We start from the raw sequence: 25,733 nt of genomic DNA on the forward strand, positions 1-25,733 counted from the left end.
GAAGAGGTTCGCTAACATGTCCGACCTTCCTTTCGCCACGATCGGCACCAGCCGGATGCGGCGCCGCCTCGCCGATCCGCTCCGGGTCTTGCTTCGTGTAGCTCAGCTAATGCTCGCTCGCTCGCGCGAGCGGCAGGCCCTGGCCAGCTTCGACGCACGCATGCTGCGCGACATCGGCGTGACGCCCTATGAAGCGGGTGTCGAGGCACGCAAGCCGTTTTGGCGGGCCTGATCGGTGGGGGAAGGCAGGCGTGGCGCCTGCGCCGCCGGACCAGGCGCGGCCGCTGCGCCGGAAGCTCACGCGCTGCAGACGGGATTGTACGGTTGCGCTGGAGAGGCGGCTGAATGGGACGGAGCCCCGCGCGCGCAGGGCTCCGCCGCGAGTTCGCCGAGCCTCCAGGCCTCCCTTTTCCGCACCGCTTCTTTTTCCGGAAACACGCTCTCCGGGCTTGGTGGAACTGCCTTCCTGAACGGCGGCATCCCTCCGGCGCCGGAAAGTTGGCCGGCTTGATCCCAAGCTCACAAGCTCGACGGCTTCAGCGACTTGCCAGGCATCGGCACGGCCCTGCGGTCAAGTTCCTTTCGAGGTTCTGAAAAGCGAAAGGCGCGAGGTTCTACCCGACGGCCGCCAACCTGCCCCCCCTGGCGCGCTGGGCCTCACGGCAGCACTATGCCGCGCGACACGGCTGCCCTTCAGGCCCGCAGGAGCAGATCATGCCCATCGAGACACGCCCTTTCGGCCCGGACAATCTCCCCCTCTCGCGTCTCGGCTTCGGCTGCGGCGGCGTCGGTGGCCTGATGGTGCGGGGCGCCGCCGCGGACCAGGAGGCGGCGGTCGCCCGCGCCCTGGAGGCCGGCATCAACTATTTCGACACCGCCGTGCAATACGGCAACGGCGCCTCGGAGCAGAACCTGGGCACGGTGCTGCGCAAGCTCAGGGCGAAGGATGCCCTGGTCGGCACCAAGGTGCGGCTGCGCCCGGAGGCGTTCGGCAACATCGCCGCAGCGATCGCGGCCTCCCTCGACGGCAGCCTGAAGCGGCTGCAACGGGAGCAGGTGGACATCTTCTACCTGCACAACGAGATCACACTGCGCGGCGGCGGCGAGAACCTGAGCGTGCCGCAGGTGCTGGAGGAGGTCGTGCCTGCGTTCCAGGCGCTCCAGGCTGCCGGCAAGCTGCGGCTGCCCGCCATGACCGCGGTGGGAGAGACCGCCGCCTTGCAGCAGGTCATCGAAGCCGGCTTCTTCGGTGGCGCGCAGGTCATCTACAACATGCTGAACCCTTCGGCCGGCATGGTTCTGCCAAACAACTACCCGGCCCAGGACTACCGGCGGCTGCTCGAGCGCATGCGGGCGGCGCGCATGGGAGCTGTCGGCATCCGTGTGCTGGCGGGCGGGGCGCTGAGCGGCTCCGCGCATCGCCATCCGGTCGCCAGCCCGCCCCCGGCGCCGATGGGGTCAGGGACGTCCTATGACAGCGATCTCCGCCGCGCGTCCCGGCTGACGCCGCTGGTGGAGGAGGGTTTCGCGGCCTCCTTGCCGGAGGCCGCGATCCGCTTCGCCACCGCGCATCCCGCGATGGGAACGGTCCTGGTCGGCATGGCCAGCCTGGAGGAGTTCGAGGCGGCGCTGGCCGCCGTGCTGAAGGGCCCGCTGCCGGCGGCGGCATTGCAGCGTGTCGCCGAGCTCACCGCCGGCTTCTCGGACGAAGACAGCTGAGGGGGCATGCGCCTTCCGGTTCCGATCGAAGGCGGAGATCAGCCGGAAAGCGACAGGCGGCTTCCGGGTGTGCATGCAGGTTCGCGGACATGCGACCGCCGCCGGCGTGCGGCGCGGACCTGTTGCGGCAACCCGAAATTCGGCACGGCCCCGGCATGCCGACGATGGTCGCTCCGACCTGATCGAAGCAGGGCGGAGATCAGCGCGCCCTGACCCCGGTTCATCCGGCCGCACCGCTCGCGCGCCCCGGCGCAACCGGTCCGCCGCAGGAACGCGCTCGCGGTTCTCAGGACCGCGCCACGCGCAGGCGCCAAAGCGAGGTGGTCTCGTGAAGCCGTGCGGCGTGCAACGGGTCGTTCGCATCAAGGACCTTGCCATGCCGCGGCCGGGTATCGAGCCGCTCGATGACCGCCAGCCCGGCGGTCTCGATCATGCCCAGCAGCTGGTCGCGGCTGCGCAGGCCGAGATGTTCGGCGAGGTCGGAAAGAATCAGCCAGCCCTCTCCCTCCGGCAACAGGTGCATCGGCAGCTTGTCCAGGAAGCCGCGCAGCATACGGCTGTCCGGATCATACACCGCCTGCTCGAGTGTCGAGGATGCCTTGCCCGGCAGCCAGGGCGGATTGCAGACCGCCAGGGCTGCGCGCCCCGGCGGAAACAAGTCGGCTTCCTGTACCGTAACCTGCCCGGACAGGCCCAGCCGCTCGACATTGGCATGGGCGCACGCCAGGGCGCGCGGCGATATGTCGGAGGCGATGATGGTGGATACGCCGCGTCGGGCCAGCAGGGCCGCCAACACGCCGGTGCCCGTGCCGATGTCGAAGGCATCCCCGCCCATCGGCAATGGCGCACGCGCGACCAAATCGAGGTATTCACCCCGGATGGGCGAGAACACGCCGAAGTCGGGGTGAATCCGCGCGCCCCCCAGCGCCGCGATCGGCACACCCTTGCGATGCCATTCGTAGGCACCCACCATGCCCTGCAACTCGCGCAACGCCATCACGGCGCCGCCCACGGGTTGGCCGAGCGCGTGGTGCAAGGCCGCGCGCACATCCGGCGCGCGCCGCAGAGGAATTCCCTGTGCGTCATCGAGCGGGACCAGCACCATGCCCAGGATGCGCGCGCGATGCGCCCGGCCTTGCCGATAGCGATGGAAGCGTTCGCGCATCGGCATGCCGTCGGGCAGGCGGCTGCGTGCCGCACGCTTGTCGAGGCGCCGTGCCAGCGCCTCAAGCAGATGCCGGGCATTCTGGAAATCGGCGCGCCACAGCATCCCGACGCCCTCGCAGGCCAGCCGGAAGGCATCGTCAGCGCGCAGCGTGTCATCGACAGCTTCAACGCGGCGGGGCGGGAGGGTCCCGGACGCAGACAGCCAAGCCGCGTCGTGGGTGGCGGCGCCTTCGGTCCATTCCAGGCGGGGCACACTCATGGGCACTGCGACGCGCGCGCGGCGCACAAGGCGGTGAAAAGGGGCATGGCCGGCATCTCTCCCAGGGGAGTCAGTATCTGGAGTCCGTATCTAGAGCAGATCCCGTTCCGACGGCATCATCGGGGCGGGTGAAGATGCTCGTCAAAGCAAACGGCCAGAGCATTTCCCGTGAGCCAGAGCGAACGGAGAATGCTCTGGCGCGATCTGCCCGACATCGCAGCGGATCGTGGCCCGGAGCCGGCGCGGCTTCTCTCGCGTCGGGACATTNGGCGCGATCTGCCCGACATCGCAGCGGATCGTGGCCCGGAGCCGGCGCGGCTTCTCTCGCGTCGGGACATTCCGCACGGCTCCGGAAGCTCCGCTTCGGCCGGATGTCCGGTACGGCGCCTTCTCCGGACGTAATCGCGGACAGGGCTGGTGTGATGGACATGATCGGCCATGACGAGACGACCGGGCGGCCGGGCTCCGCAGCAGGGCTTTGGCGGCCCGGCGATGTCAGGGCTGCCCTGACACTCCCTGCCCCGGGCGCCACCGCGTCTCCGGGTCGAGCGGCAGCACCGGGCGCGGCAGCTTCGTCCACGTGAAGCGGTCCAGCATCGGCGAGGTCAACCCCGGCGTGTCCACCTCGACGATGCGCCCCGGCGTGAAGAACTCGTCGAAGCCGGCGCGGAAATGTCCGCGCGACTTCACCACCACGCAGCGCGCCGCGCCGATGTCGAGGCCAAGATGCTCCAGGAAGGCGGGATCGGCGCATTGCGTCCGCCGGCTGATCACCACCACCACGATGCCGCCCAGCCGCAACGCGGCGGTGGGACCAAGATCCATCGCCGTGCGGGCGAAGATGCCGCGCCGCCCCGTCACCTTGCCGTCCGAGAGCGCCAGCACCTCCGCCTCCGCCGTGAAGGGATGCGCGAAGCTGTCCTCCGCCGCGCGGTTGAAGCGGGCGGCGAGGCGCGCACCCTTGCCGAGCTGGTGCGCCTCCGCGGCCAGCGCGGGATCGTGGATCAGGCCAAGGATGGCATCCCTCACCCCTGCCTTGTGGAAGGCCTCCAGGATGTACATCGTGTTGCCACCGCCGCCGCCACCGGGATTGTCGGCGACGTCGGCGAAGGCCAGCGGCACCTCGGTGGTCAGCGCCCGCTGCACCGCCTCGCTGAGCGGCGTCAGCTTCGCCACGAAGCGGTCGCGCTTGCTCCAGGCCTCCTTGGCCAGCGCGTCGGCCAGCGCCTCGCAGGCGTCGCGGTCCGGGCCGGTGACGATGATGGCGAAGCCATTGAAGGGCGTGTCGCCATAGGCGAAGCCGCCCATGACCGAGACGTTCGCCACCTTGTCCGGCCCCAGCACCTTCTGCCGCTCCTGCCCGAACTCGATCACCTCGGCATAGGGGCCCTTGGCGGTCAGCAGGCTGACGCTGGGCGCCACGATCGGCAGGCGGCGGAAGGCGCGGTGGAAGCGCTCGCCCCGCATCAGCCGGCGCAGCAGGGCCGCCGATTCCGCGCCGCGCTCGCGCATGTCCACATGCGGGTTGGTGCGGTAGCCGACGAAGGCGTCGCACTGCGCCACCATCGCCTCGGAGACGTTGGCGTGCAGGTCGTAGGAACAGACCAGCGGCACGTCCGGCCCCAGCACGTCCTTGACGAGGCTCTGCAACGCGCCTTCGGGGTCGTCCAGCGCGGTGGTCAGCCCGGCGCCGTGCATCACGCAATAGGCGCCCTCGACCTGCCCGCGCAGCGCCTCCAGCCCGGCGCGCCAGGCCGCCATCATCGTGTCGAAGGCGGGTTGCTCCACCGGGCCGTTCGGCTCGGCCATGGCGAGCAGGATGGGGCGCGGCTGCCAGGGACTGTCACGGTCCATGGCGGCGACGAAGCCCGGCATCTCGCCCAGCGCGCTCGGTGCGGGGCTGCGCGCATCGGCGAGGATGGCCTCGCCCTCCAGCCAGCAGCGGAAGTCCTCCCGCCGTGCCACCGGGGCGAAGCGGTTGCACTCGATGGAGAAGCCGAGCAGGGCGATGCGCGGACCGGACGCCCCGCTGCCGCTCCTGGCGGCGACGCTCACAGCGCCAGTCCCAGCAGCTCCGCATGGCGCTGGGTGGCCTTGAGGCCGCTGCCCGTCAGCACGACCACGGTGGTCTCGTCCCGGCTGATGGTGCCATTGGCCAGAAGGCGCGCGAAGGCGGCGGCCGCCTGGGCGCAGGTCGGCTCGACATAGAGGCCCTGCCGCGCCAGGGCGCCGGTCGCCGCGGCGATCTCCGCCTCCTCCAGCAGCACGGCGCCGCCTTGGCTGCCGTGCAGGATCGAGAGCACCTCCGGCGTGCGGATCGGCTGGGCGATGGCGGTGCCCTCCGCGATGGTCGGGCGCGGCGCGACGGCCGCCTCGCCGAGGAACTCCCGCGCGATCGGCCCGCAATGCGCCGGCTGGGCGGCGAAGATGCGCGGCAGGCGGACGATCTCCCCCGCGCGCAGCAGCTCGGAGAAGCCGATGCCGCAGCCCAGCACGTTCGACCCCGCCCCGCAGGGCACGATGACGTTGTCCGGCGCCTGGAAGCCGAGGTCCTCCCACAGCTCGTAGGCCAGCGTCTTGGTGCCGTGCAGGAAGAAGGGGTGCCAGTTGTGGCTGGCGTAGAAAATATCCTCAGCAGGGTCGTTCCCCTGGGCCAGCGCGGCGTCGGCGCAGTCCTGCCGGCTGCCGGGCACCAGCTCGATCTCCGCCCCCACGGCGCGGGACTGCACCGTCTTGGCCGGGCTGGTCGATTCCGGCACCAGGATCTTGGCTCGCATGCCACCCGCCGCCGCATAGGTGGCGATGGCCGCGCCGCCATTGCCGGAGGAGTCCTCCAGCACATGCCCGATGCCCTGCGCCCGCAGCAGCGAGAGCATCACCGAGGCGCCGCGGTCCTTGAAGCTGCCGCTCGGCATGAACCACTCGCATTTGAAGCGCACCGGCGCGCCGTTCCATTCCGCGGCCACCAGCGGCGTGCAGCCCTCGCCCAGGCTGATCCGCGACTCGGGCCGGAAGGGCAGCGCGGCGGCGTAGCGCCAGAGGCTGCGCTCGCCAGCGTCGATCTCGTCGCGCTTGAGGCCGGGCAGGTCGGTCAGCAGCAGCGGCTGGCCCTCCGGTCCGCACCAGCGGGGCTCGGAAAGCGGCCAGGTGCGGCCGCTGCGGGGGTCGAGATAGGCAGGGTCTTGCATGGGGTCGCAGCGTGGCTTGCCAGCGCCCGCCCGACAAGGGATAGGCAGGCAGCATGGAACACATCGACGCCGTGGCGCGGCTCGCCGCCGACCTCGTGCGGCTGGACAGCCGCTCCTTCGTCTCCAACCAGGCCGTTGCCGACCGCATCGCCGCCGAGCTGGACGGCTTCGAGCTGGAGCGCATCGCCTACACCGACCCCGCCGGCGTGGCGAAGCAGGTGCTCGTCGCCCATCGCGGCCCCACCAAGGGAGAACAGGGTGGCGGCGTGGCCCTCTCCGGCCACATGGACACCGTGCCCGACACCGGCTGGCAGGACGACCCCTTCTCCGGCCGCATCGACGCCGGGGGCATCCTGCACGGCCTCGGCGCGGCCGACATGAAGGGGCCGCTGGCCGCCTGCATCGTCGCTGCCCGCACCCTTCCAGCGCATCTCCCCGCCACCCTCCTCATCACCACCGACGAGGAGACCACCAAGCAGGGCGCCCGCGCCATCGCCGACCGCTCCGCCCTCGCCCGCCGCGCCGCGCCGCGCGGCGTGATCGTCGCCGAGCCGACCAGCCTCGTCCCCGTGCGCGGCCACCGCAGCAACATCGACTTCGTCGCCGTGGCGGAGGGCATCCAGGCGCATTCCTCGCTCGGCACAGGGCGCAACGCCAACTGGGCGCTGATCCCCTTTCTGGTCGAGATGAAGGCCCTCGCCGAGCGCCTGCGCACCGACACCAGCCTGCACGACGCCGCCTACGCCCCGCCCTTCAGCGACTTCAACCCGGTCCTCGACAATCACGGCGCGGCGGTGAACGTCACCGTTCCCAAGGCGACGGCGCGCATCAAGTTCCGCTACAGCCGCAGCATCGACCCGACGCCCGTGGTGCAGGCCGTCGAGGCCGCCGCCGAGCGCGCCGGGGTGCGGCTCACCATCATTCGCCAGGGCCGCCCGCCGGAAACCCCGGCCGACCACCCCCTGGTCCGCGCCGCCGAGGCCGTCACCGGCCACGAGGCCGAAACCCGCCCCTTCGGCACCGATGCCAGCGAGCTGCAGGAGATCGCCCCCTGCATCATCCTCGGGCCGGAGGTGATGGACACCGCCCACAGCCCGCGCGAGCGGGCCAGCATCGCCCGTCTCGCCGCCGCGGTGCCGCTCTTCCACCGGCTGATGGGGGCCTGACACCGGAAGGCCGTCGACGAGGGGGCGCCGCCCCCTCGCACTCTCCTGGATTTCGTCCGCTTTGACTTGGCGGCTTTGTGTTGATATCAACGTAAAGACGCCGGATGCACGTCCGTGCCGTGTCCGGCCAACAGGGAGAGACGACCATGTCCTATGTCGAAGGCTTCGTCCTGGCCGTGCCCGCCGCCAACAAGGAAGCGTTCCGCCAGCATGCCACCGCCGCGGCGGCGCTGTTCCGCGAGTTCGGCGCCACCCGCGTGGTGGAGTGCTGGGGCGACGACGTGCCGGATGGCAAGCTCACGGACTTTCGCGGCGCGGTGAAAGCGGAGGAGGGGGAAGTCGTCGTCTTCAGCTGGGTGGAATACCCGGACAAGGCCACGCGCGACGCCCTGCATGCGCGCGTGATGAGCGACCCGCGCATGAAGGCGCTGGGCGAGATGCCCTTCGACGGCAAGCGCATGATCTTTGGCGGCTTCGTCCCGCTCGTGGAGGCCTGACGGCCTTCCGCCCTGCAACGGCGGCCGCGCGCACCCGTTCCCCCTGCTGGTCACACCGAACGGAAGGAGCCGGTGGATGAAAGGCATCGTGGTACGCGCGCCCGGCGGGCTGGAGCGCCTGGAACTGGTGGAGATGCCGGATCCCGAGGCGCCGGGGCCGGGCGAGATCCGAGTCCGGCTGCATGCCAGCTCGCTCAACTACCACGACTTCGGCGTGGTCAGTGGCCGCATGAAGACCGCGGACAACCGCATCCCCATGGCCGACGGCGCCGGCCTGGTCGAGGCCGTTGGCGAGGGTGTGGACGCGTTCGCCCCCGGCGACCATGTGGTCTCCTGCTTCTTCCCCGGCTGGCAGGACGGCCCGCCCACCGTCGGCGACTTCGCCACCGTCCCCGGTGACGGCGTGGACGGCTATGCCCGCGAGGCCGTCATCCGCCCGGCCACCTGGTTCACCCGCGCCCCGCTCGGCTACAGCCATGCCGAGGCGGCCACCCTCACCACCGCCGGCCTGACCGCCTGGCGAGCGCTGGTAGTGGATGGGGGGCTCAGGGCGGGCGACGTCGTCCTGGTGCTCGGCACCGGCGGCGTCTCGGTCTTCGCCCTGCAGATCGCCAAGGCCATGGGCGCGACGGTGATCGCCACCTCCTCCTCCGACGCCAAGCTGGAGCGCCTGCGCGAGCTCGGTGTCGACCACACCCTCAACTACCGCCAGCAGCCGGACTGGGGCAGCCGCGCGCGCGACTGGACCGGCGGGCGCGGCGTGGACCACGTCGTCGAGGTCGGCGGCCCCGGCACGCTGGAGCAGTCCATCACCGCCGTGCGGGTGGGCGGCCACATTTCGCTGATCGGCGTGCTGACCGGCCGCAAGGGCGAGGTGCCGACCGCCGCGCTGATGGCCAGGCAGGCGCGGCTGCAGGGCCTGATCGTCGGCAACCGCCGCCACCAGCAGGACTTCGTGCGGGCGCTCGACGCCACCGGCCTGCGCCCGGTGATCGACCGCAGCTTCCCGCTGGCGCAGATCGCCGACGCCTTCCGGCACGAGGAGTCCGGCCGGCACTTCGGCAAGATCTGCCTGGAGTTCTGAAGCCCGCCTCCGCACCCGGCATGGCCGAACGGGCCCGCTCTCGACAAGCCGCAGAATTCGCTCCTTTCTTGCGGAACGGATGCAATCCGCGCCCGGCCGGCCATTGGGGCGCATGCCAGCCGCCGGCGGCGAAGGGAGGGAACAATGTCGAGACTTGGAACCTGCTTTGGAGCCCTGCTGATGTGCGGACTTGCCTTTCCTTCCCTGGCTCCTCCCGCCTCGGCCCAGACCACGCCGAAGCGGGACGAGTTCTTCTGGCTGGGCGAGATCAACAAGGCCAGCGCGGTGATCAACACCGAGGAGGGCCTGCTCGACCCCGCCTTCGCCCCGCGCATCGCCGCCGGGCTGGAGAAGGTGCTGGAGGCGGGCGGCCAGCCCAACGGCAAGCGCCCCACTTTAGTCATCACCTTCGAGCCGCTGCTGATCGAGGCCGCCGGCGTCGAGGCCACCCTGCTGCATGCCGGCCGCTCCAGCCAGGACATGCTCGCCACCGTGCGCGCCGCCATGCTGCGCGACGCGCTGCTGCAACTCGCCGCCCAGCTCCACAAGGCCACCGCCACCATGCTGCGCCTGGCCGAGGCGCATGCCGGCACGGTGGTGCCGAACTACACCAACGGCGTCGCCGCCCAGCCAAACAGCTACGGCCACTACCTGCTCGGCCACGTCGCCGGCCTGAAGCGCGACGCCGAGCGGCTGCGCCAGGCCTATGCGCGGCTCGACCTCTCGCCCATGGGCACCACCGTGCTCAACGGCACCAGCTGGCCGCTGAACCGCGACCGCATGGCGAAGTATCTCGGCTTCCCCGGCACCGTGGACAACGCCTATGACGCGGCGCAGATCCTCGCCACCGAGATGCCGGTCGAGATCGGCGCGGTGGTCAACGGCATGGCCCTGCATGTCGGCGCCTTTGTCGAGGACGTCATGACGCAGTACGCCCAGCCCCGCCCCTGGATCCTGCTGCAGGAGGGCGGCGGCAACACCTACGTCTCCAGCGCCATGCCGCAGAAGCGCAACCCCGGCCTGCTGAACGACACCCGCGCCGAGGCCTCGCGCGTCATCACGGCGGGCGTCGGCCGCGTCATCCAGGCGCACAACATCCCGCCCGGCATGAGCGACGCCAAGAGCGTGCGCGACAACACCGCCATGGTGGCCGGCGCCACCCGCATGCTGGCCGCCCTTGACCGCGTGCTGAACGCCCTGGTGATCAGCCCCGAGCGCGCGCTGGAGGAGCTGAACAGCGACTGGACCGCCTCGCAGGAGGTGGCCGACAAGCTGATGCGCGAATACCGCCTCCCCTTCCGCGTCGGCCACCACTTCGCCTCCGAGGTGGTGAGCCACGCCAAGGCCAACGACATCCGCCCGAGCGACTTCCCCTATGCCGAGGCGCAGCGCATCTACGCCGAGACCGTGCGGCACGAGATGCAGGTGGAGAACGCCACCCTGCCGATGAGCGAGGCCGAGTTCCGCGCCACCCTCGACCCCGTCGCCATCGTGCGCAACCGCGCCACCAGCGGCGGCCCCCAGCCGGCCGAGATGGCGCGCATGGTCGGCGAGGGGAAGGACGACCTCGCGGCGCAGGAGAGCTGGATCAAGGCGCACCGCCAGCGCATCGACGGTGCGCTCGCCAGCCTCGACAGCGACTTCCGCAAGCTTCTCGCCGGGGGGAAGTAGGGCCGTGCCGGGCGGTGCGGGCGTGCGGGAAGCCGTGCGCGGCGCGCCTCCCCTTCCCGCCATCCGGAGCGACGGGGACAGCTTGCCGGATGCCGGCGCCGGCGTGTACGAGGTCCGCCCTCTCCGATCGAGCCCGTTGCAGGCGCGCCCGGGAGCATGACCGCGTGATTCAGGGACGGAGGTCTCCAGGATGATTTGCTCCATCTGCGGCGGAGCGGCGTTCTCCTTCAAGGAGGTGCTCTGGCCGGAACTCGTCGCCGCCTGGGGCCTGAGCGCGGAGGAAACTGCCTACGTCAACCGGCAGCAGGGCTGCGCCTGCCAGGGCTGCGGCGCGAACCTGCGGATCGTGGCACTCGGGGCGGCCATCCGGGACGCCCTCCGCACCAGCCGCACGATGCGCGAGCTGGGCGGCGATCCGCGCCTCGCCAGCCTCCGGATCCTGGACATCAACGGCGCCGAGGCGATTTCCGCCGCCCTGGCCGCCCTGCCCGGCTATGTGCGGGGCGACTTCCCGGAGGTGGACATGGAAGCCCTGCCCTATCCGGATGCCAGCTTCGACCTCCTCATCCACTCCGACACCCTGGAGCACGTCCCGCATCCCATCCGGGGGCTTGAGGAGTGCCGGCGGGTGCTCGCCCCGGGCGGGCGGCTCTGCTTCACCGTGCCCGTCATCGTCGGGCGGATGACGCGGGGACGAGAGGGGCTGCCGAAAAGCTGGCACGGCAATTCCGCGGCGCATCCGGACGATTTCCTGGTGCGGACCGAGTACGGCGCCGACGCCTGGACCCAGGTGATGCGCGCGGGCTTCGGCCATGTCGCGATCCATCAGGTGGACTACCCGGCGGCCACGGCCATGAGCGCCTGGGACGACTGAGCCCCCCGCCGCCGCTCCCGGCAGGGCGGCGGTCGGGGCTGAAGCCTCCGTCGCCCCGCGGTCTCCTCAGCCCGGCTGCTTCTCGCGCCGCGGCGGCGTCAGCGGCTCCGGCCGCACCTTGTAGTGATCCGTGGCCACGAAGAAGCCGCCAAGCTGCTGCGCCTTCAGCCGCTCCCGGTCGCGGTCGCGCACGTCCTGCTCCACCGCCTCCGCCATGTCGCGCGAAACGCCGAGGCCCACGAGGGCCTCTCGCCCCAGGGCGAGCGCGGATTCCAGCGTCTCCCGCACCTGCCCGTCGATGCCGCGCGCCAGCAGCTCCAGCGCATGCCGCCGGTCCCAGGCGCGGGCGAAGCAGGGCGTATCCGGAAACGCCTCCTGCACCACGCCGACGATGCGGTTGGTGGTTTCCGGCCGGTCGGTGCAGACCAGGATCATCCGCACCCGCCCCGCGCCTGCGGCGCGCAGCACGTCCAGCCGCGTGCCGTCGCCGTAATGCACCCGGGCGCCGAAGCGGCCCGCCTCCTCGATGCGGTTCACGTCGGAGTCGAGCAGCGTCAGGCTGACGCCGTGGCGCAGCAGCACCTGCGCCACCAGCTGCCCGAAGCGGCCGAAGCCGACCAGCAGCACGTTGCCCCGGGCGTCGGAGAAATCCTCCTCCGGCACCTTCTGGCCGCAGCTCCGCAGGAAGGCGGGGCCGAAGCGCACCAGCGGCGGCGTCGCCGCCATGGAGAGCGTCACCAGCGCCACCAGCAGGCTCGCCTGCTCCGGCCGCATCACGCCCGCGGCGGCGGCGGCCGAGTAGAGCACGAAGCCGAACTCCCCGGCCTGGGCCAGCAGCAGCGCGGTGCGCAGCGCCGTACCGGGCGAGTGGCCGAAGGCGCGCGCCAGCCAGTGCGTCGCCAGCACCTTCACCGCCACCAGCCCCGCCACCCCGGCCAGCAGCACCGGCCACTGCGCCGCCACCACGCCAAGATCCACGCTCATGCCGACGGACAGGAAGAACAGCCCGAGCAGCAGCCCGCGGAACGGCTCGATATCGGCCTCCAGCTCGTGGCGGTAGTTGGATTCCGCCAGCAGCACCCCGGCCAAGAAGGCGCCCATGGCCATGGAAAGCCCCGCCATCGCCATCAGCGACGCCGCCCCCAGCACCACCAGCAGCACGGCGGCGGTCATGATCTCCCGCGTGCCGGCGCGCCCGAGCAGGCTGAAGAACGGATTGAGCAGGAAGCGGCCGACCAGCACCACCACGGCGACCGCCGCCACGGCCAGTGCCACGGCGCCCCAGATGGAGCCCTCGCGCGGCGCTTCCTGTGGCGAGAGGAAGGCGACCAGCGCCAGCAGCGGCACAATGGCGAGATCCTGCAGCAACAGCACGGCGAAGGCCACTTGCCCCTGCGGTGATTGCAGCTCGCCGCGCTCCTCCAGCAGCGGCATGACCAGTGCCGTGGAGGAGAGCGCCAGGCCCAGCCCGGCGACGCTGGCCGCCGGCGCCGCCCAGCCCGCCGCCAGCATCAGCCCGGCCGCCGCCAGGCCGCCGCAGCCCAGAACCTGCGCGGTGCCAAGGCCCAGGATGTCCTTCCGCAAGGCCCAGAGGCGGCCAAGGTTCAGCTCCAATCCGATAACGAAGAGCAGCAGCACGACCCCCAGCTCCGCCACCCCCGCCACCCGCCCGGGCGCGGCGAACAGCCCGAGCACCGAAGGCCCGATCGCCGCGCCCGCGGCGATGTATCCCAGCACCGAACCCAGCCCGAGCCGCTTGGCCAGCGGCACCGCGACCACGGCGGCGGCAAGCAGCACCATTGGCTCCAGGAGCGGGGTCAGGTGGTCGGCCTCGGCCATGGGGGGCTCCTGAAGCGGGGTTTCGTCGGCGGATTAGGTCATCGTGGCGAGTGCGGCGCAATGCAGCAGGTCGGGGGAATGAAGTCCCCCGAAGCCCCTTCTTTTTCTTGTCGGTCTCGCGCGGCGCCTCCCACCCGCGCGGGAGACTCGAAGAAGAAGGATGGGGATCCGGAGGAATTCCTTTCCCCGGCTTTTCTCAGTCCCCCAGCGTCTCCAGCAGCTCGCAGAGGGTCGCGCAGCGCGGCGCCAGCTCGCGCCACAGAACGTGCTCGAACTCCGCATGCGCGCCCGCGCCGGAGCAGCCGAGCCCGTCCAGCGTCGGCACGCCGAGCGCGGCGGTGAAGTTGCCGTCCGAGCCGCCGCCGCGGTGCTGCCTCGGCAGGTCGTAGCCGATGCGGGCGGCGATCTCCTGCGCGCGGGCATGGAGCGCCAGGCTGGCGGGGCTTTCCTCCATCGGCGGGCGGTTCATGCCGCCGGTGACGGTGACATGGGTGCCCTCCGGCTGCGGCCCGGCCATGCCCCGCACCGCCGCCTCGATGCGCGCGCCGTCGGCGGCGGTGGCGACGCGGAAGTCCACCTCGCAGCCCGCCTCGTTGGGGATCACGTTGGGCCGGGTGCCACCCCAGACGGGGGCGCAGTTGGTGGTGGTGCCGCCGGGCAGGTCCACCAGGGCATGGATCTGGGTGATCAGCCGCGCCAGGGTGACGATGGCGCTGGCCCCCTCCTCCCAGTTGCCGCCGGCATGGGCGCTCGTGCCCTGCACCTTCACCACGAAGCGGCCGACGCCCTTGCGCGCGGTGACGCAGGCGCGGCCGGGATTGCCGGCCGGCTCGGGGATCAGCACGGCACAGGCGCGCCGCGCCTCGCGCTCGATCAAGGCGCGGCTGGTTGGGCTGCCCACCTCCTCGTCCGAGGTCAGCAGCAGGGTGACGGGGCTGCGGGTCTTCACCTTCTGGCGCAGGATCTCGCGCACCGAATGGAAGGCGAAGAAGCTGCCCGCCTTCATGTCGTAGATGCCGGGGCCATGCGCCTTCTCGCCCTCGACGCGGAAGGGCACCGGGCCGGCCAGGGTGCCGTGGCCCCACACCGTGTCGAGATGCCCGGCCACCAGCACCGGCCGCCCCTCGCCCGGGGTGCGCGCCACCAGATGGCCGCCGAAGCCCTCCACGCCCGGAACGCGCTCGATGGCGCCGCCCACCGCGCGCAGCTCGGCCTCGGCCTTGTCCATCAGCCCGTCGATGGCGGCGGCGTCGGTGGTGGGCGTCTCGTGCTCCACCCAGCCGCGCAGCTCCTCCAGCAGGCGTTCGCTGGTGCCGATTTCCGTGACGGGCATGGGACCTCCCTTTCTTGCAATGAAGGCCGGGGTTGTCGCGCCACCGGTTCAGCTTGTCCATCCGGCCGGGGAGCGTTAAGCCCTGCAGGGCGGCTCCTCGCGCCGCGAGAGCGGAGCAAGCGGGGGAAGCGGCGCGCACCTGCCGGCCAGCGCCCGCTTCCGGCCGCAGGCCCGCCCGCCCGGGGCCAGGCCCGCGCGGCGCCGGCTTCCCGGGCGCCGCGAAACCACCAGGAACTGATCTGCATGAAGCGTGTCTGTGTGTTCTGCGGCTCCAATCCCGGCCTCAACCCCGCTTATGCCGCCGCCGCGCGCGCGCTGGGCGGCGCCATTGCCGCCCGCGGCCTGGGCCTCATCTACGGCGGCGGACATGTGGGGCTGATGGGCATCGTGGCCGATGCGGCGATGCGCGCGGGGGCCGAGGTGATCGGGATCATCCCCGAGACGCTGATGCAGCGCGAACTCGGGCATGGCGCCATCACCGAGCTGCGTGTGGTCGCCACGATGCACGAGCGCAAGGCGATGATGGCCGACCTGGCGGACGGCTTTGTTGTGCTGCCCGGCGGCATCGGCACGCTGGAGGAGGCGGTGGAGGCCTTCACCTGGACGCAGCTCGGCATCCACGACAAGGGCCTCGTCTTCCTCAACACCGCGCGGTACTGGGAACGCCTCGGCGCGGTTCTCGACCACATGGTGAGCGAGGGCTTCCTGCACGCCAAGCACCGCGCCATGGTGACGCTGGCCGCCGCGCCGGAGGAGGCGCTGGACGCGCTGGAGAGCTTCGCGCCCGTCGCCGTCGAGAAGTGGGCGGAGCGGTCGGAGCGCTGAGCAGGGGAGCGCGGCGATGATCACGATCCCACCCGAGGCGCAGGGCGCCACCGTCGCGCTGGGCAACTTCGACGGCGTGCATCTCGGCCACCACGCCGTGTTGCGCGCCGCCCATGCCGCCCGCCCCGAGCTGACGCGGGTGGCGCTGACCTTCGAGCCGCACCCGCGGGAGCATTTCCGGCCCGACGACCCGCCTTTCCGGCTGACCCTCGCGCCGGCCAAGGCGCAGGCGCTGCGCGCCGCCGGGGCGCAGCATGTGGTCGCCCTGCCCTTCGACGCCGCCTTCGCGGCCATGCCGGCGGAAGATTTCGTCACCAAGGTGCTGCACGGCGCGCTCAGGGCGAAGCACCTGGCCTGCGGCACCGATTTCGCCTTCGGCCACCGGCGCGGCGGCGACGTCGGCTTTCTCGCCGGGCACGCCGAGCGGCTGGGCATCGGGCTGAGCGTGGTGCCGCCGGTGGCCGACGAGGCCGGGCCGATCTCCTCCACCCGCATCCGCCGCCTGCTGCAGGACGGCTACCCCGAGCGCGCCGCCCGCGCCCTCGGCCGCCCCTGGGCGATCCGTGGCGAGGTCAGCCATGGCGACAAGCGCGGCCGCACCATCGGCTTCCCCACCGCCAACATTCCGCTCGGTCGGCACCTGGAGCCGGCACGCGGCGTCTATGCCATCCGCGCCGGGCTGCCGGACGGGCGCAGCGTGCCGGGGGTCGCCAATATCGGCCTGCGCCCGACCGTGGCCGGCACCGAGAGCCGCGTCGAGGCGCATCTCTTCGACTTCGGCGAGGACCTCTACGGCCAGGAGATCGGCGTGGCGCTGCTGCACTTCCTGCGGGAGGAGCGGAAATTCGCCGGGCTGGAGGCGCTAAAGGCCCAGATCGCCGCCGACGCCGCCGCCGCGCGGGAGCTGCTCGGCCGCGGCTGAGCCGCTCCGTGCCTCGAAGCGCTTCACCAGCGCCGCGATCTCGGCCCGGGAAGGGGTAAGCCGGCGGGACCAGGTGACGCCGCGGCGGATCACCCGCGCCGGCATCCCGGCGCCCAGGCAGCAGGGCGGCAGGTCGCGCGAGACCAGGGCGCGGGCGGCGACGATGCAGCCGGCGCCGATCCGCACGCCCTTCAGCACCACCGCGCCATTGGCCAGCCAGACATGCTCGCCGATCTCGACGTCCCGCGGCGGGTTGACCTGCTCCGCCGCCTCCAGGTCGATGATGGCGTGCGAATCCGAGTTGCGGATCGCCACCCCCGAGGAAGCCATGCAGTCGTCGCCGATGACGATGCTGCGCCCCTCCCCCTGCAGCAGGATGTTGGCCTCGTTCGCGCTCATCCCGGCACCGGCGAGAAAGAGGCAGTTGTCGCCCCTGACCGTCAGCCGCAGGGCGACCTTGCCTTCCGTGTCGCCGAGCACCAGGCAGTTGTCGGCGCCGCTGACGGCGAGGTCCGCCCGCACCCGCGGGGCGGGGCCGAGCACCAGCAGGTTGTTCCGCGCCCCCCGCCCGATGAAGCGAAGCCGCAGCCCGGCGGCGAAAGGGGTCGCGGGGTCGAAGAGCAGCGCGTTGCCCTCCATCGTTCCCTCAACGCGCAGGCCAAGCGCCGTCAGCTCCGGCGGCGGCGCGCTGCCCAGCACGCAACGGGCGACAGGACCGGGAAAGCCCGGCAGGCTGAAGCCGGGGCGGTCAAGGGCGGTGGCGGCCCGCAGGCGCGGATGCGCGCGCAGCAGGCTCATGGCCTCGTCCGGGGAAAGAAGCTGCATGGCCGCCTTCATGCCGAAGCCGGCGCCCGGCGGCAATGCGCGAGGCCGCTCGCCGCCTGTTCCACCCGCAGGCGCGCTGGCCCTCCGCTCCGCGCGAGCACCCGCGCCGCCATGCCGCCCCTGATCGGGGTGGCCAGCGTTCCTCGTTGAACCATGATCGCCACGCGCCGCAGAACGGCGAACCGCGTCGCGCCGCATCGCCTCGGCCTGCTCGCGGACCTCGCGGCCAACAGACCGGAGCCGTGGCGCGGCATTCCCCGTGTCCGATCGGAGGAGACCCAGCGGCCTTGTCCGCCTCCGACGGTGAAGCACCCGGCCCGTATGGCAGGACTGGAGCCCAGCGCCGGACATGCCGACGGCACAACCGTCAGTTTGTTGCGAAAGAGATACGGTTGTCCGACATTGCAGAACGGAAACCGGCGAGGCGTGTTTGCAACCCATCATCCGCACCTGTGCGGCCCTTGTGCTGCTCCTGCTTCTGGTTTGCGTCCTGCTGTTTCCGCTGCGCATCGCGAATGCGCTGGATCAGGCTGCCTACAGCCTCGCCAGCGACCTGCTCAGCTTTTTCTATCCCACCTCCTCGTCCCGCTTCGAAATCGCCGGATGCGAGGGGCGCCCGGCACGGGACTGCATTGTTCCGGTGCTGATCGACGACTATTTCGTCGAGTCGTCAGGCAGCCCGAAATGGCCGGTCGGCTGGGACGCCTATCCGCCATTCCTGGCCGAACTGGCCAAGGCGGAGCCGGCAGCCGTCTTTCTGGACCTGCTCTTCGAGAAGCCGCACGCCTTCTCCGCCGAGGCGGCGCCCTCGGAGGAGGCGGTGGGAGAGATCGCGCAGGCCATCCGCAAGCTCCGCGCAGGCGGCACGAAAGTTGTCCTGGCCAGCCGCATCGGCCTGCCCAAGGCGGCGACGGGCCACGCCTCAGACGGCGCCGCCGCGCCAGGCTGCGGCAAGGCTGCAGCCGGCACCATCCTGCCGGAACTGGCAGCCGCGGCCGACGCGGTCGGCGCCATCCAGTGGACACGGGGGGACACCCCGTCCCTGTATCCCGCCAGGATCCGGGCCGAGGCGGCGGGCGGCTGCGCCATGCCGACGGCAGCCTTCGCCATCTTCGGCCAGATCACCAGCGGGAGGCGCGCGGGTGCGCCGGACCGCCAGATTGCGGCACACGATGGCGGGGCGGCCGCCATGCTGCCGCCCGGCGGCCCCCTGATGCCGGCCGATGCCGTCCGCGGGCTGCTGGTGACCTGGGGGGTGGCCGATCGCCCCGAGCCTGCCTTCCCGGATGCCGCGCCGGCCTGCCCGCCGGAGCCCCGGCCTCTGGCGACAGGCCTTGCCGCCTGGCTGAGCCTGGAGGCCTGGCAAACTCTGTTCGGCTTGCTGACCGGCTCGCTGAAGCCTTGCAGCTACCATGCGGCCCTGAGCGCCGACGACGTGCAGCAGAACCCGCGGGTGCGGGATTCGCTGCGCGGCAAGGTCGTGCTGGTCGGTACCGCCCTGACCGGCGACCGCGACGTCCTGGAGACACCCTTCGGCACCATGGTGCCTGGCGTGATGCTGCACGCCATGGCGCTCGACAACCTGCTGACCTGGCCTGTGCTGCCGGAGGTGGCCGAGCTGAACCTCCTCTGGGGCATCAAGCTGCACAGCATGCTGCTGCTCCTGGCGGGCTTCATCGCCTTCCTGGTCACCGAGGCCGCCAGGCTGCCCGACCTTCCCGGCGCGCCGATCCTTCGCCCGCTCGCCCGCGGAAAGGGCATGCCGGCGGCGCTCCTGTTCCTGCTTTTCGCCTGGACCCTTGGACTGTTCTCGCTCGTCCACCTCCTCCTCTACCTCCTGGCCCCTCTCGTCACGAGGCTCGTGCGGTTGCAGGACCAGGCGAAGAAGGGGGTCCGGGAGCTCCTTCAACGGCTCAACGCACACAAGGAGAGCGTCCATGACGCCGCACCGGAAGCCATGCACGTCATCTGCGCGCGCATTTCCCTGGAAGCCGAGGTTTCGCTGGATGCCACCCCTGCTGAGCCTCGTGCTGGCGCTGACCGCCTTCCTCCTGGCGCCGGCTGACGCCCGGGCCGACGAGGTCGTGGCCTGGCGCCGCCCGCAGGTCGTGCTGCTGGATGGCCCCGGTGAAACCGTGGGCCACCGCGTCCCGCGCGAAATGCTGCCACCCCTCCCCTTGCCCATCAGGAGGGTGGAGGCGAACAGGGTTCTCGTCGTGGAGGACCCGCGCACCCGCAAACTCTATTTCATCCCGGCAACCGAGGTCCGCACCAGCCTCGCCACGCCGCAGGGTGTGCGGGCGCCGACCACGCCCTGCCAGACCACCGGCAACAGCGCATTCGGCCGGCCATGCTGACCGCGCCCTTGGCTGTTCCACGACGGCGCGGGCGTCGCGCGCTCATGGCGCTGCTGGCCATGCTGGCGCCAGGCTGCGCCACGGTCGATTCCTCGGCGCTCCAGGCCAGCCTGAAGGGCCGCTATGTCGATGAGCCGCAGGTGATCGCCGACGCCGCCAGCCCGCCCCTGACGGCGGCAACCACCAGCGGTCCGATGCGCACCTTCGGCAACGCCCGCGACGTCGGCAGCGTGGTGCTTTATGGCGCGCGCAACGCGACGGTCGCCAACCGCCCGGTGGATGCCTACCTGGAGCGGCTGTGCCAGCGCCTGCTTGCCGCCTGGCCGCATGCCCGGCTTGCCCGCCAGCCGCGACTGATGCTGACCGCCGACCCTGCCTACGGCGCCGTTGCCGAGGCGGATGGCCGCATCCGGGTCAATCTCGGCCTCCTGACGCAGGTGGAGACGGAGGATGAGATGGCCTTCGTGGTCGCGCACGAACTCGGCCATCTGCTGCGCTACCACAACGCGACGCGCGAGGAGGAGATCGGCCAGATGCGCGACCTGCGCCAGCTGGGCGACCAGGTGATCGCGACGGGCGCGATGCTGGCGAACTCCAATCTCGGCCGGCAGGCGCTCTCCGGACCAGGCGACCAGGCGGAGGCGCGGAAGGCGACGATGATCGGCCTGGCCTCCTCCATGACGCTGCGGGAAGCGCTCGACACCGTGGCCGATCCCGCCTGGGCCCGTGGCCAGGAGGCGCAGGCCGACCTTGTCGGGGTCGATCTGATGGCGGCGGCAGGCTTCGATCCGAGTTCGGCCAGCGATGCCTTCGACCGGTTGCAGGGAGAGTACGCCCGCTCCCGCTCGCAGGCCGAGCAAGCCGGCGCCGCCTTGCAGTCGGGGCTCGGCGACCGCCTCGTCAAGGGTGATCTGCGCGGCATGCTGTCCCAGGCGGTGGACGGCTTCGTCGCCGTGGCGAACGGCGCCGCGAAGGACTTCCAGCAGCAGCTCCAGACCCGGCACCCGCCCCCGGCCGAGCGGTCGGCCGCCGTGCTCGCCTATGTGGACCGCACCTACCCGGATCGCGCAGCGGGTGCGGGCCAGCTTGGCGAGATCGAGCGGCTGCGCAACCTCCCCCGCATCCGCGCGATGCGGGAGGCGGCGGACAACATCGCCCAGGCACAACAGGCGCTGCTGGAGGGCCAGCCGCAGGAGGCGCTGCGCTGGGCACAGGCCGCATTGGCGGCAACGCCCGACTCCACCGCCGCGCGCTATCAGCTTGCCGTCGCCCAGATCGGACTGGGGCAGAGCCAGGCGGCCCGGGACGGGCTGCGGCGGGTGAAGGGCGAGGCGGGCCTGCCGCTGGAAGGCTACATCACCCTGGCGAGGCTGGAGCAGCAGACCGGCAGCCCGGCCGCCGCGCTGGCAACCCTGGACGAGGGTGGCAGGAGCGTCGGCAACCCCGACATCGTGCTGCCGAACCGGCTGGAGCTTCATCTGCTGCGTCACGACAAGGCAGCCGCCGAAACCGAAGCCGCCCGCTGCGCCGCCTCGCCGCAACGGGCCGTGCGCTCGCTCTGCCGCGACATCATGGAGCAGCAGGAACGGCCCGGCGCCGCGCGGCCCTCCGGGCTCGGCCTTCCAGACCTCGGCGGCAGCCTCGGCAGGGCGATGCGCGGCCTGCTCCGCTGAAGCAGGGGCGGGGCGGTTCCGCCGCCGCCCCGCTGCGGACGGTCAGGGCGGATCGCGGAAACCGGCGGGGGCCCGCCACGGGCGGAAACCGCCAAAGCCGCGCTGTGTCGCGCCACGCTTGACCCCTCGTCGCAGGCGCCTCACAAACCGCTGCATGTTGGGCATGCCGCTGCAGTCGGGGGCGCGAATTAGCAGCCCGGTCCTTTGTGAAGGACCGGGAGCCTGACCGCGTCCACCCCCAACCCCGCCTGAAGCCCGCCCCTCGCGGCGGCATGGACCTCACCGCATGAACGACCAGCCCTCCGGCACTCCCCGCTCCGACACCCCCCGTTCCGACACTCCCCGTTCCGACAGCGGCACCCGCGACTACCGCGCCACCGTCTTCCTGCCGCAGACCTCCTTCCCGATGAAGGGCGACCTGCCGAAGCGCGAGCCCGGCTGGCTGGAACGCTGGGAGCGGATCGGCCTCTGGGAGAAGCTGCGCGCGCAGTCGGCGGGGCGGCCGAAATTCGTCCTGCACGACGGCCCGCCCTATGCGAACGGCGCCCTGCACATCGGCCACGCGCTGAACAAGATCCTGAAGGACGTCATCAACCGCGCCGCCCAGATGGACGGCAAGGATGCCGACTACGTCCCCGGCTGGGACTGCCACGGCCTGCCGATCGAGTGGAAGGTCGAGGAGGAGTACCGCAACCCCAAGGGCAAGTACCAGGGCGGGCGGGACAAGGACGCCGTGCCGGTGCTGGAGTTCCGCGCCGAGTGCCGCGCCTATGCCGCGCACTGGCTGGACGTGCAGCGCGAGGAGTTCAAGCGCCTGGGCGTCGCCGGCGACTGGGCCGGCCGCTACGCCACCATGGACTTCCCCTCCGAGGCCGCCATCGCCGCCGAGATCGGCAAGTTCCTGATGAACGGCGCGCTCTACCGCGGCCTGCGCCCGGTGATGTGGAGCCCGGTGGAGAAGACCGCGCTCGCCGAGGCCGAGGTCGAGTACCATGACCACAAGTCGGCCATCCTCTACACCGGCTTCCCCCTCACCAAGGCCGCGAGCGAGGACCTGGTCGGCGCCGAGGCGGTGATCTGGACCACCACGCCCTGGACCATCCCGGCCAACCGGGCGCTGGCCTATGGCGCGGAGATCGATTACGCGCTGGTCGTGGTGGATGGCGTCGATGACGGCGCCCTGCCGCGCGTGGGCCAGCGCTTCGTCGTCGCCGAGGCGCTGCTCGGCGCCTTCGCCAAGGAGGTCGGGCTCGCCGCCTTCTCCGTGAAGCGCGTCTTCAAGGGCGCCGAGCTTGCAGGCGCCGTCGCCGCCCATCCGCTGCGCGGCTGGGACAAGGCCGCCCAGGGGAACAGCGTCGGCTATGCCTTCGAGGTGCCGCTGCTGGAAGGGGACTTCGTCACCACCGAGGCGGGCACCGGCCTCGTCCACATGGCCCCGGCGCATGGCGAGGATGACTTCCACCTCACCCGCGCCCACGGCATCGCCGTGCCGGAATGCGTGGCCGACGACGGCACCTACACGGTGCAGGCGCCGGGCTTCGTGGGCATCCATGTCTTCAAGGCGCATGAGCCGGTCTGGGCGGCGCTGGAGGCGATGGGCCACCTCGCCGGCAAGGGCTTCATCACCCACAGCTACCCGCATAGCTGGCGCTCCAAGAAGCCGGTCATCTTCCGCGCCACGCCGCAGTGGTTCATCGCCATGGACGACGCCAACCGCATCCGCGGCAAGGCGCTGCAGGCCATCGCCGACACCCATTTCGTGCCGGACCAGGGGCGCAACCGCATCGGCTCCATGGTCGCCGCGCGGCCGGACTGGTGCATCAGCCGCCAGCGCGCCTGGGGCGTGCCGATCGCCGTCTTCGTCGAGAAGAAGTCCGGCGAGGTGCTGCGCGAGCAGGCCGTGCTGGACCGCATCTGCGCCGCCTTCGCCGAGGAAGGCGCGGATGCCTGGTACCGCCCCGGCGCCGCCGCCCGCTTCCTGGGAGAGGGCCGCAACCCGGACGACTACGAGCAGGTGATGGACATCGTGGATGTCTGGTTCGAGTCCGGCTCCACCCATGCCTTCGTGCTGCGCCCGCGCGGACTGCCGGTGCCCGCCGACCTCTATCTGGAAGGTTCGGACCAGCATCGCGGCTGGTTCCACTCCTCCCTGCTGGAGAGCATCGGCACCAACGGCTACGCGCCCTTCAAGGCCATCCTCACCCACGGCTTCGTCCTGGACGAGACCGGCCGGAAGATGTCGAAGTCGCTCGGCAACGTCACCGCCCCGCAGGAGGTGACCAAGCAGTACGGCGCCGACATCCTGCGCCTCTGGGTGATGAACGCCGATACCGCCGACGACCTGCGCATCGGCAAGACCATCCTCGGCCAGCAGGCGGAACTCTATCGCCGCATCCGCAACACGCTGCGCTGGCTGCTGGGCAGCCTCGCCGGCTTCGAGGAGAGCGAGACGCTCCCCCATGCCGAGCTGCCGGAGCTGGAGCGCTGGGTGCTGCACAGGCTCTCCGAGCTGGACGCGCGGCTGCGCAAGGCGGTGGCCGACTACGACTGGAACGGCGTCTATCCCGAGATCCACGGCTTCTGCGCGACCGACCTCTCGGCCTTCTACTTCGACATCCGCAAGGACAGCCTCTACTGCGACGCGGCGGACAGCCCGCGCCGCCGCGCCGCCCGCACCGTGCTGGACGCGCTGCACCGTTGCCTGACCGCCTGGCTCGCCCCGGTGCTGCCCTTCACCGCCGAGGAGGCCTGGCAGGCCCGCTTCCCCTCGGAGGAGGGCTCCGTCCATCTGCAGGGCTTCCCGGAACTCCCGGCCGAGTGGCGGGATGAGGCGCTGGCCGCCAAGTGGGACCGGGTGCGCGAGATCCGGCGCGCCGTGACCGGCGTGCTGGAGAAGGCGCGCGGCGCCGGCGAGATCGGCTCCTCGCTGCAGGCGGCACCGGTGCTGCACCTGCCGCCGGAATCCCTCGGCCTGCTGCCGGCCGAGACCTGGGCCGAGCTCTGCATCACCTCCGGCCTCACCCTCTCCGGCGAGCCCCCGCCTGGGGGCGCCGCGGCGCCGGAGGGGATGCCGGGCGTGGCCGCCGTCTTCGCCCATGCGCCGGGCGAGAAATGCGCCCGCTGCTGGCGCGTGCTGCCGGAGGTCGGCCAGTCGGCGGCGCACCCGGCGCTGTGCCGGCGCTGCGAGGCCGTGGTCGAAGCCCGCGCATGAGCCTCAAGCTCGGCCTGCCGGTCGCCGCCGCGGTGCTGGCGGCGGACCAGCTCAGCAAGTGGTGGGTGCTGGAGGTGCTCCGCCTGCCCGAGATCGGCCAGGTGAAGCTGCTCAACCTGGGGAGCGTCGGCTTTGACCTCACCATGGTGTGGAACCGTGGCGTCACCTTCGGCCTGCTGGCGGGCGACGCGCCCTGGCACCGGCTGCTGCTGGCGGTGCTGGCGCTGGTGGTGGCGCTGTTCCTGCTGCGCTGGATCGCCCGCGCCGAGAACCGCCTCACCGCCGTGGCGCTGGGCGGCATTGTCGGCGGCGCCATCGGCAACGTCATCGACCGGCTGCGCTTCGGCGCGGTGGTGGATTTCGCCGACGCCTGGGCCGGCAACTGGCACTGGTACGTCTTCAACCTCGCCGACGCGGCCATCGTGCTGGGTGTCGCGGCGCTGATCGCCGACGCCTTGTTCGTCTCCCGCCGCACCGCTAAGGAAACGCCATGAGGCAGCTTCCCTTCCGGATTCGGGCGCGCCGCCCCATCCCGACCACCGCCCTCGCGGCACTCGGCTGCGGCCTGCTGCTCGCCGGCTGCGGCTCGGACACGGCGCGGACGCTCGGCTTCACCCGCAGCGCGCCGGACGAGTTCAGCGTCGTCACCCGCGCGCCGCTCTCGCTGCCGCCGGTGCTGGGCGAGCTGCCGCCGCCGCGCCCCGGCACGCCGCGCCCGCAGGAGCTGCGCGGCCGCGAGGCCGGCGAGGCAACCCTGGCCCCCGGCGCTGCCTTCGGCGTCGGCGCCTCCACCGCTCCCTCCGCCGGCGAGCAGGCGCTGCTGGCCCGCGCCGGCGGCGATGCGCCGACCGACATCCGCACGCGCGTGGACGAGGAAAGCCTGCATGTCGAGCAGGCCAGCCGCAGCCTGGTGGATCGCCTAATGTTCTGGCGCGACGCCCCGCCGCCCGGCACGGTGGTGGACCCGCAACGCGAATCGCAGCGCCTGCGCGAGAATGCCGCGCTCGGCCGCAGCGCCGAGGAAGGCGAGACCCCCATCATCCAGCGGCGCCGGCAGGGCCTGTTCCAGGGGCTGTTCTGAGCGCCCCTGTTGCCAGCGCGGGCGAAAGCCCATCTGATGGGG

Annotated in this window: 21 protein-coding genes; 15 read left to right on the forward strand and 6 right to left on the reverse strand. The window is 71.8% G+C overall.

Going from position 1 to position 25,733, the window contains the following annotated elements; genetic code table 11:
* Window positions 1-16 precede the first annotated feature (16 nt).
* Entirely contained in the window at window positions 17-232 is a 216-nt protein-coding gene (locus tag E0493_RS10605) for a DUF1127 domain-containing protein (protein WP_235913691.1), read from the forward strand.
* A gap of 482 nt (window positions 233-714) precedes the next feature.
* Window positions 715-1,719, forward strand: coding sequence for an aldo/keto reductase (locus tag E0493_RS10610; protein WP_160936909.1), 1,005 nt, complete (start codon window positions 715-717; stop codon window positions 1,717-1,719).
* Window positions 1,720-2,005: 286 nt separating this feature from the next.
* Here E0493_RS10610 and E0493_RS10615 read toward each other — a convergent pair whose 3' ends face one another.
* From E0493_RS10615 to E0493_RS10625, 3 genes are all read right to left on the reverse strand, one after another.
* Window positions 2,006-3,145: a methyltransferase gene (locus E0493_RS10615; protein ID WP_160936910.1), complete on the reverse strand. Its 1,140-nt coding sequence runs from the start codon at window positions 3,143-3,145 to the stop codon at window positions 2,006-2,008.
* Between the two features lie 495 nt (window positions 3,146-3,640).
* On the reverse strand, window positions 3,641-5,200 hold the full coding sequence (locus tag E0493_RS10620) for a M81 family metallopeptidase (protein ID WP_160936911.1): 1,560 nt from the start codon (window positions 5,198-5,200) through the stop codon (window positions 3,641-3,643).
* The gene (locus tag E0493_RS10625) at window positions 5,197-6,333 is read right to left on the reverse strand and encodes a threonine synthase (RefSeq protein ID WP_160936912.1); all 1,137 of its coding nucleotides are present in this window, start codon (window positions 6,331-6,333) and stop codon (window positions 5,197-5,199) included. Before E0493_RS10625 ends, E0493_RS10620 begins: the two co-directional genes overlap by 4 nt.
* Window positions 6,334-6,386: 53 nt before the next feature.
* On the opposite strand from E0493_RS10625, the gene E0493_RS10630 reads away from it, so the two are divergent.
* The 5 genes from E0493_RS10630 to E0493_RS10650 all read left to right on the forward strand — a co-directional run bounded on the left by E0493_RS10630 (window position 6,387) and on the right by E0493_RS10650 (window position 11,625).
* The gene (locus E0493_RS10630) at window positions 6,387-7,499 is read left to right on the forward strand and encodes a M20 family metallopeptidase (protein WP_160936913.1); all 1,113 of its coding nucleotides are present in this window, start codon (window positions 6,387-6,389) and stop codon (window positions 7,497-7,499) included.
* Between the two features lie 146 nt (window positions 7,500-7,645).
* Complete coding sequence (locus tag E0493_RS10635; RefSeq protein WP_160936914.1) at window positions 7,646-7,996, forward strand: DUF1428 domain-containing protein; 351 nt, start codon at window positions 7,646-7,648, stop codon at window positions 7,994-7,996.
* 76 nt (window positions 7,997-8,072) lie between these two features.
* On the forward strand, window positions 8,073-9,080 hold the full coding sequence (locus tag E0493_RS10640; protein WP_160936915.1) for a zinc-dependent alcohol dehydrogenase family protein: 1,008 nt from the start codon (window positions 8,073-8,075) through the stop codon (window positions 9,078-9,080).
* A gap of 180 nt (window positions 9,081-9,260) precedes the next feature.
* Window positions 9,261-10,751, forward strand: a complete 1,491-nt coding sequence (locus tag E0493_RS10645) for an argininosuccinate lyase (RefSeq protein WP_235913692.1) — start codon at window positions 9,261-9,263, stop codon at window positions 10,749-10,751.
* A gap of 190 nt (window positions 10,752-10,941) precedes the next feature.
* On the forward strand, window positions 10,942-11,625 hold the full coding sequence (locus E0493_RS10650; protein WP_160936917.1) for a class I SAM-dependent methyltransferase: 684 nt from the start codon (window positions 10,942-10,944) through the stop codon (window positions 11,623-11,625).
* A 66-nt stretch (window positions 11,626-11,691) separates the two neighbouring features.
* On the opposite strand, the gene E0493_RS10655 is transcribed toward E0493_RS10650, so the two are convergent.
* Window positions 11,692-13,464, reverse strand: coding sequence for a monovalent cation:proton antiporter-2 (CPA2) family protein (locus tag E0493_RS10655; protein ID WP_160936918.1), 1,773 nt, complete (start codon window positions 13,462-13,464; stop codon window positions 11,692-11,694).
* 196 nt (window positions 13,465-13,660) lie between these two features.
* Window positions 13,661-14,797, reverse strand: a complete 1,137-nt coding sequence (locus E0493_RS10660; protein WP_160936919.1) for a M20 family metallopeptidase — start codon at window positions 14,795-14,797, stop codon at window positions 13,661-13,663.
* A gap of 243 nt (window positions 14,798-15,040) precedes the next feature.
* Between E0493_RS10660 and E0493_RS10665 the strand changes: the two genes are divergently transcribed.
* Window positions 15,041-15,622: an LOG family protein gene (locus E0493_RS10665; protein ID WP_160936920.1), complete on the forward strand. Its 582-nt coding sequence runs from the start codon at window positions 15,041-15,043 to the stop codon at window positions 15,620-15,622.
* Window positions 15,623-15,638: 16 nt separating this feature from the next.
* Window positions 15,639-16,544, forward strand: coding sequence for a bifunctional riboflavin kinase/FAD synthetase (locus E0493_RS10670; protein WP_160936921.1), 906 nt, complete (start codon window positions 15,639-15,641; stop codon window positions 16,542-16,544).
* On the opposite strand, the gene E0493_RS23330 is transcribed toward E0493_RS10670, so the two are convergent.
* On the reverse strand, window positions 16,485-17,369 hold the full coding sequence (locus E0493_RS23330) for an acyltransferase (protein ID WP_160936922.1): 885 nt from the start codon (window positions 17,367-17,369) through the stop codon (window positions 16,485-16,487). The two genes, E0493_RS10670 and E0493_RS23330, sit on opposite strands and share 60 nt — an antisense overlap.
* 463 nt (window positions 17,370-17,832) lie before the next feature.
* Here E0493_RS23330 and E0493_RS10680 point away from each other — a divergent pair, with 463 nt between their 5' ends.
* The 6 genes from E0493_RS10680 (at window position 17,833) to E0493_RS10705 (ending at window position 25,691) form a co-directional block, all read left to right on the forward strand.
* Window positions 17,833-19,434, forward strand: coding sequence for a CHASE2 domain-containing protein (locus E0493_RS10680; RefSeq protein WP_160936923.1), 1,602 nt, complete (start codon window positions 17,833-17,835; stop codon window positions 19,432-19,434).
* Window positions 19,376-19,726 (forward strand): hypothetical protein, encoded by a 351-nt coding sequence (locus tag E0493_RS10685; protein ID WP_160936924.1) that lies wholly within the window; start codon window positions 19,376-19,378, stop codon window positions 19,724-19,726. Before E0493_RS10680 ends, E0493_RS10685 begins: the two co-directional genes overlap by 59 nt.
* 44 nt (window positions 19,727-19,770) lie before the next feature.
* A complete protein-coding gene (locus tag E0493_RS10690; protein WP_160936925.1) occupies window positions 19,771-21,399 on the forward strand; it encodes a M48 family metalloprotease in 1,629 nt (542 codons plus the stop codon).
* A 286-nt stretch (window positions 21,400-21,685) separates the two neighbouring features.
* Window positions 21,686-24,610, forward strand: a complete 2,925-nt coding sequence (ileS, locus tag E0493_RS10695) for an isoleucine--tRNA ligase (protein ID WP_160936926.1) — start codon at window positions 21,686-21,688, stop codon at window positions 24,608-24,610.
* Window positions 24,607-25,104 (forward strand): signal peptidase II, encoded by a 498-nt coding sequence (gene lspA / locus E0493_RS10700; protein ID WP_160936927.1) that lies wholly within the window; start codon window positions 24,607-24,609, stop codon window positions 25,102-25,104. Before ileS ends, lspA begins: the two co-directional genes overlap by 4 nt.
* Window positions 25,101-25,691 carry a DUF3035 domain-containing protein gene (locus tag E0493_RS10705; protein ID WP_160936928.1) on the forward strand — a complete coding sequence of 197 codons (591 nt, stop codon included), beginning with the start codon at window positions 25,101-25,103 and terminating at the stop codon, window positions 25,689-25,691. The genes lspA and E0493_RS10705 overlap by 4 nt, the downstream gene beginning before the upstream one ends.
* Window positions 25,692-25,733 lie beyond the last annotated feature (42 nt).

The organism is Teichococcus coralli (genome assembly GCF_009829925.1).
GTDB lineage: Bacteria > Pseudomonadota > Alphaproteobacteria > Acetobacterales > Acetobacteraceae > Pseudoroseomonas > Pseudoroseomonas coralli.

Coding starts and splice junctions, on each gene's coding strand:
- ileS (WP_160936926.1), top strand. CDS start 21,686: ATGAACGACCAGCCCTCCGGCACTCCCCGCTCCGACACCCCCCGTTCC.
- E0493_RS10645 (WP_235913692.1), top strand. CDS start 9,261: ATGTGCGGACTTGCCTTTCCTTCCCTGGCTCCTCCCGCCTCGGCCCAG.
- E0493_RS10705 (WP_160936928.1), top strand. CDS start 25,101: ATGAGGCAGCTTCCCTTCCGGATTCGGGCGCGCCGCCCCATCCCGACC.
- E0493_RS10685 (WP_160936924.1), top strand. CDS start 19,376: ATGCCACCCCTGCTGAGCCTCGTGCTGGCGCTGACCGCCTTCCTCCTG.
- E0493_RS10665 (WP_160936920.1), top strand. CDS start 15,041: ATGAAGCGTGTCTGTGTGTTCTGCGGCTCCAATCCCGGCCTCAACCCC.
- E0493_RS10660 (WP_160936919.1), bottom strand. CDS start 14,797: ATGCCCGTCACGGAAATCGGCACCAGCGAACGCCTGCTGGAGGAGCTG.
- E0493_RS10640 (WP_160936915.1), top strand. CDS start 8,073: ATGAAAGGCATCGTGGTACGCGCGCCCGGCGGGCTGGAGCGCCTGGAA.
- E0493_RS10615 (WP_160936910.1), bottom strand. CDS start 3,145: ATGAGTGTGCCCCGCCTGGAATGGACCGAAGGCGCCGCCACCCACGAC.
- E0493_RS10610 (WP_160936909.1), top strand. CDS start 715: ATGCCCATCGAGACACGCCCTTTCGGCCCGGACAATCTCCCCCTCTCG.
- E0493_RS10635 (WP_160936914.1), top strand. CDS start 7,646: ATGTCCTATGTCGAAGGCTTCGTCCTGGCCGTGCCCGCCGCCAACAAG.
- E0493_RS10655 (WP_160936918.1), bottom strand. CDS start 13,464: ATGGCCGAGGCCGACCACCTGACCCCGCTCCTGGAGCCAATGGTGCTG.
- E0493_RS10650 (WP_160936917.1), top strand. CDS start 10,942: ATGATTTGCTCCATCTGCGGCGGAGCGGCGTTCTCCTTCAAGGAGGTG.
- E0493_RS10605 (WP_235913691.1), top strand. CDS start 17: ATGTCCGACCTTCCTTTCGCCACGATCGGCACCAGCCGGATGCGGCGC.
- E0493_RS10690 (WP_160936925.1), top strand. CDS start 19,771: ATGGCGCTGCTGGCCATGCTGGCGCCAGGCTGCGCCACGGTCGATTCC.
- E0493_RS23330 (WP_160936922.1), bottom strand. CDS start 17,369: ATGCAGCTTCTTTCCCCGGACGAGGCCATGAGCCTGCTGCGCGCGCAT.
- E0493_RS10630 (WP_160936913.1), top strand. CDS start 6,387: ATGGAACACATCGACGCCGTGGCGCGGCTCGCCGCCGACCTCGTGCGG.
- lspA (WP_160936927.1), top strand. CDS start 24,607: ATGAGCCTCAAGCTCGGCCTGCCGGTCGCCGCCGCGGTGCTGGCGGCG.
- E0493_RS10670 (WP_160936921.1), top strand. CDS start 15,639: ATGATCACGATCCCACCCGAGGCGCAGGGCGCCACCGTCGCGCTGGGC.
- E0493_RS10625 (WP_160936912.1), bottom strand. CDS start 6,333: ATGCAAGACCCTGCCTATCTCGACCCCCGCAGCGGCCGCACCTGGCCG.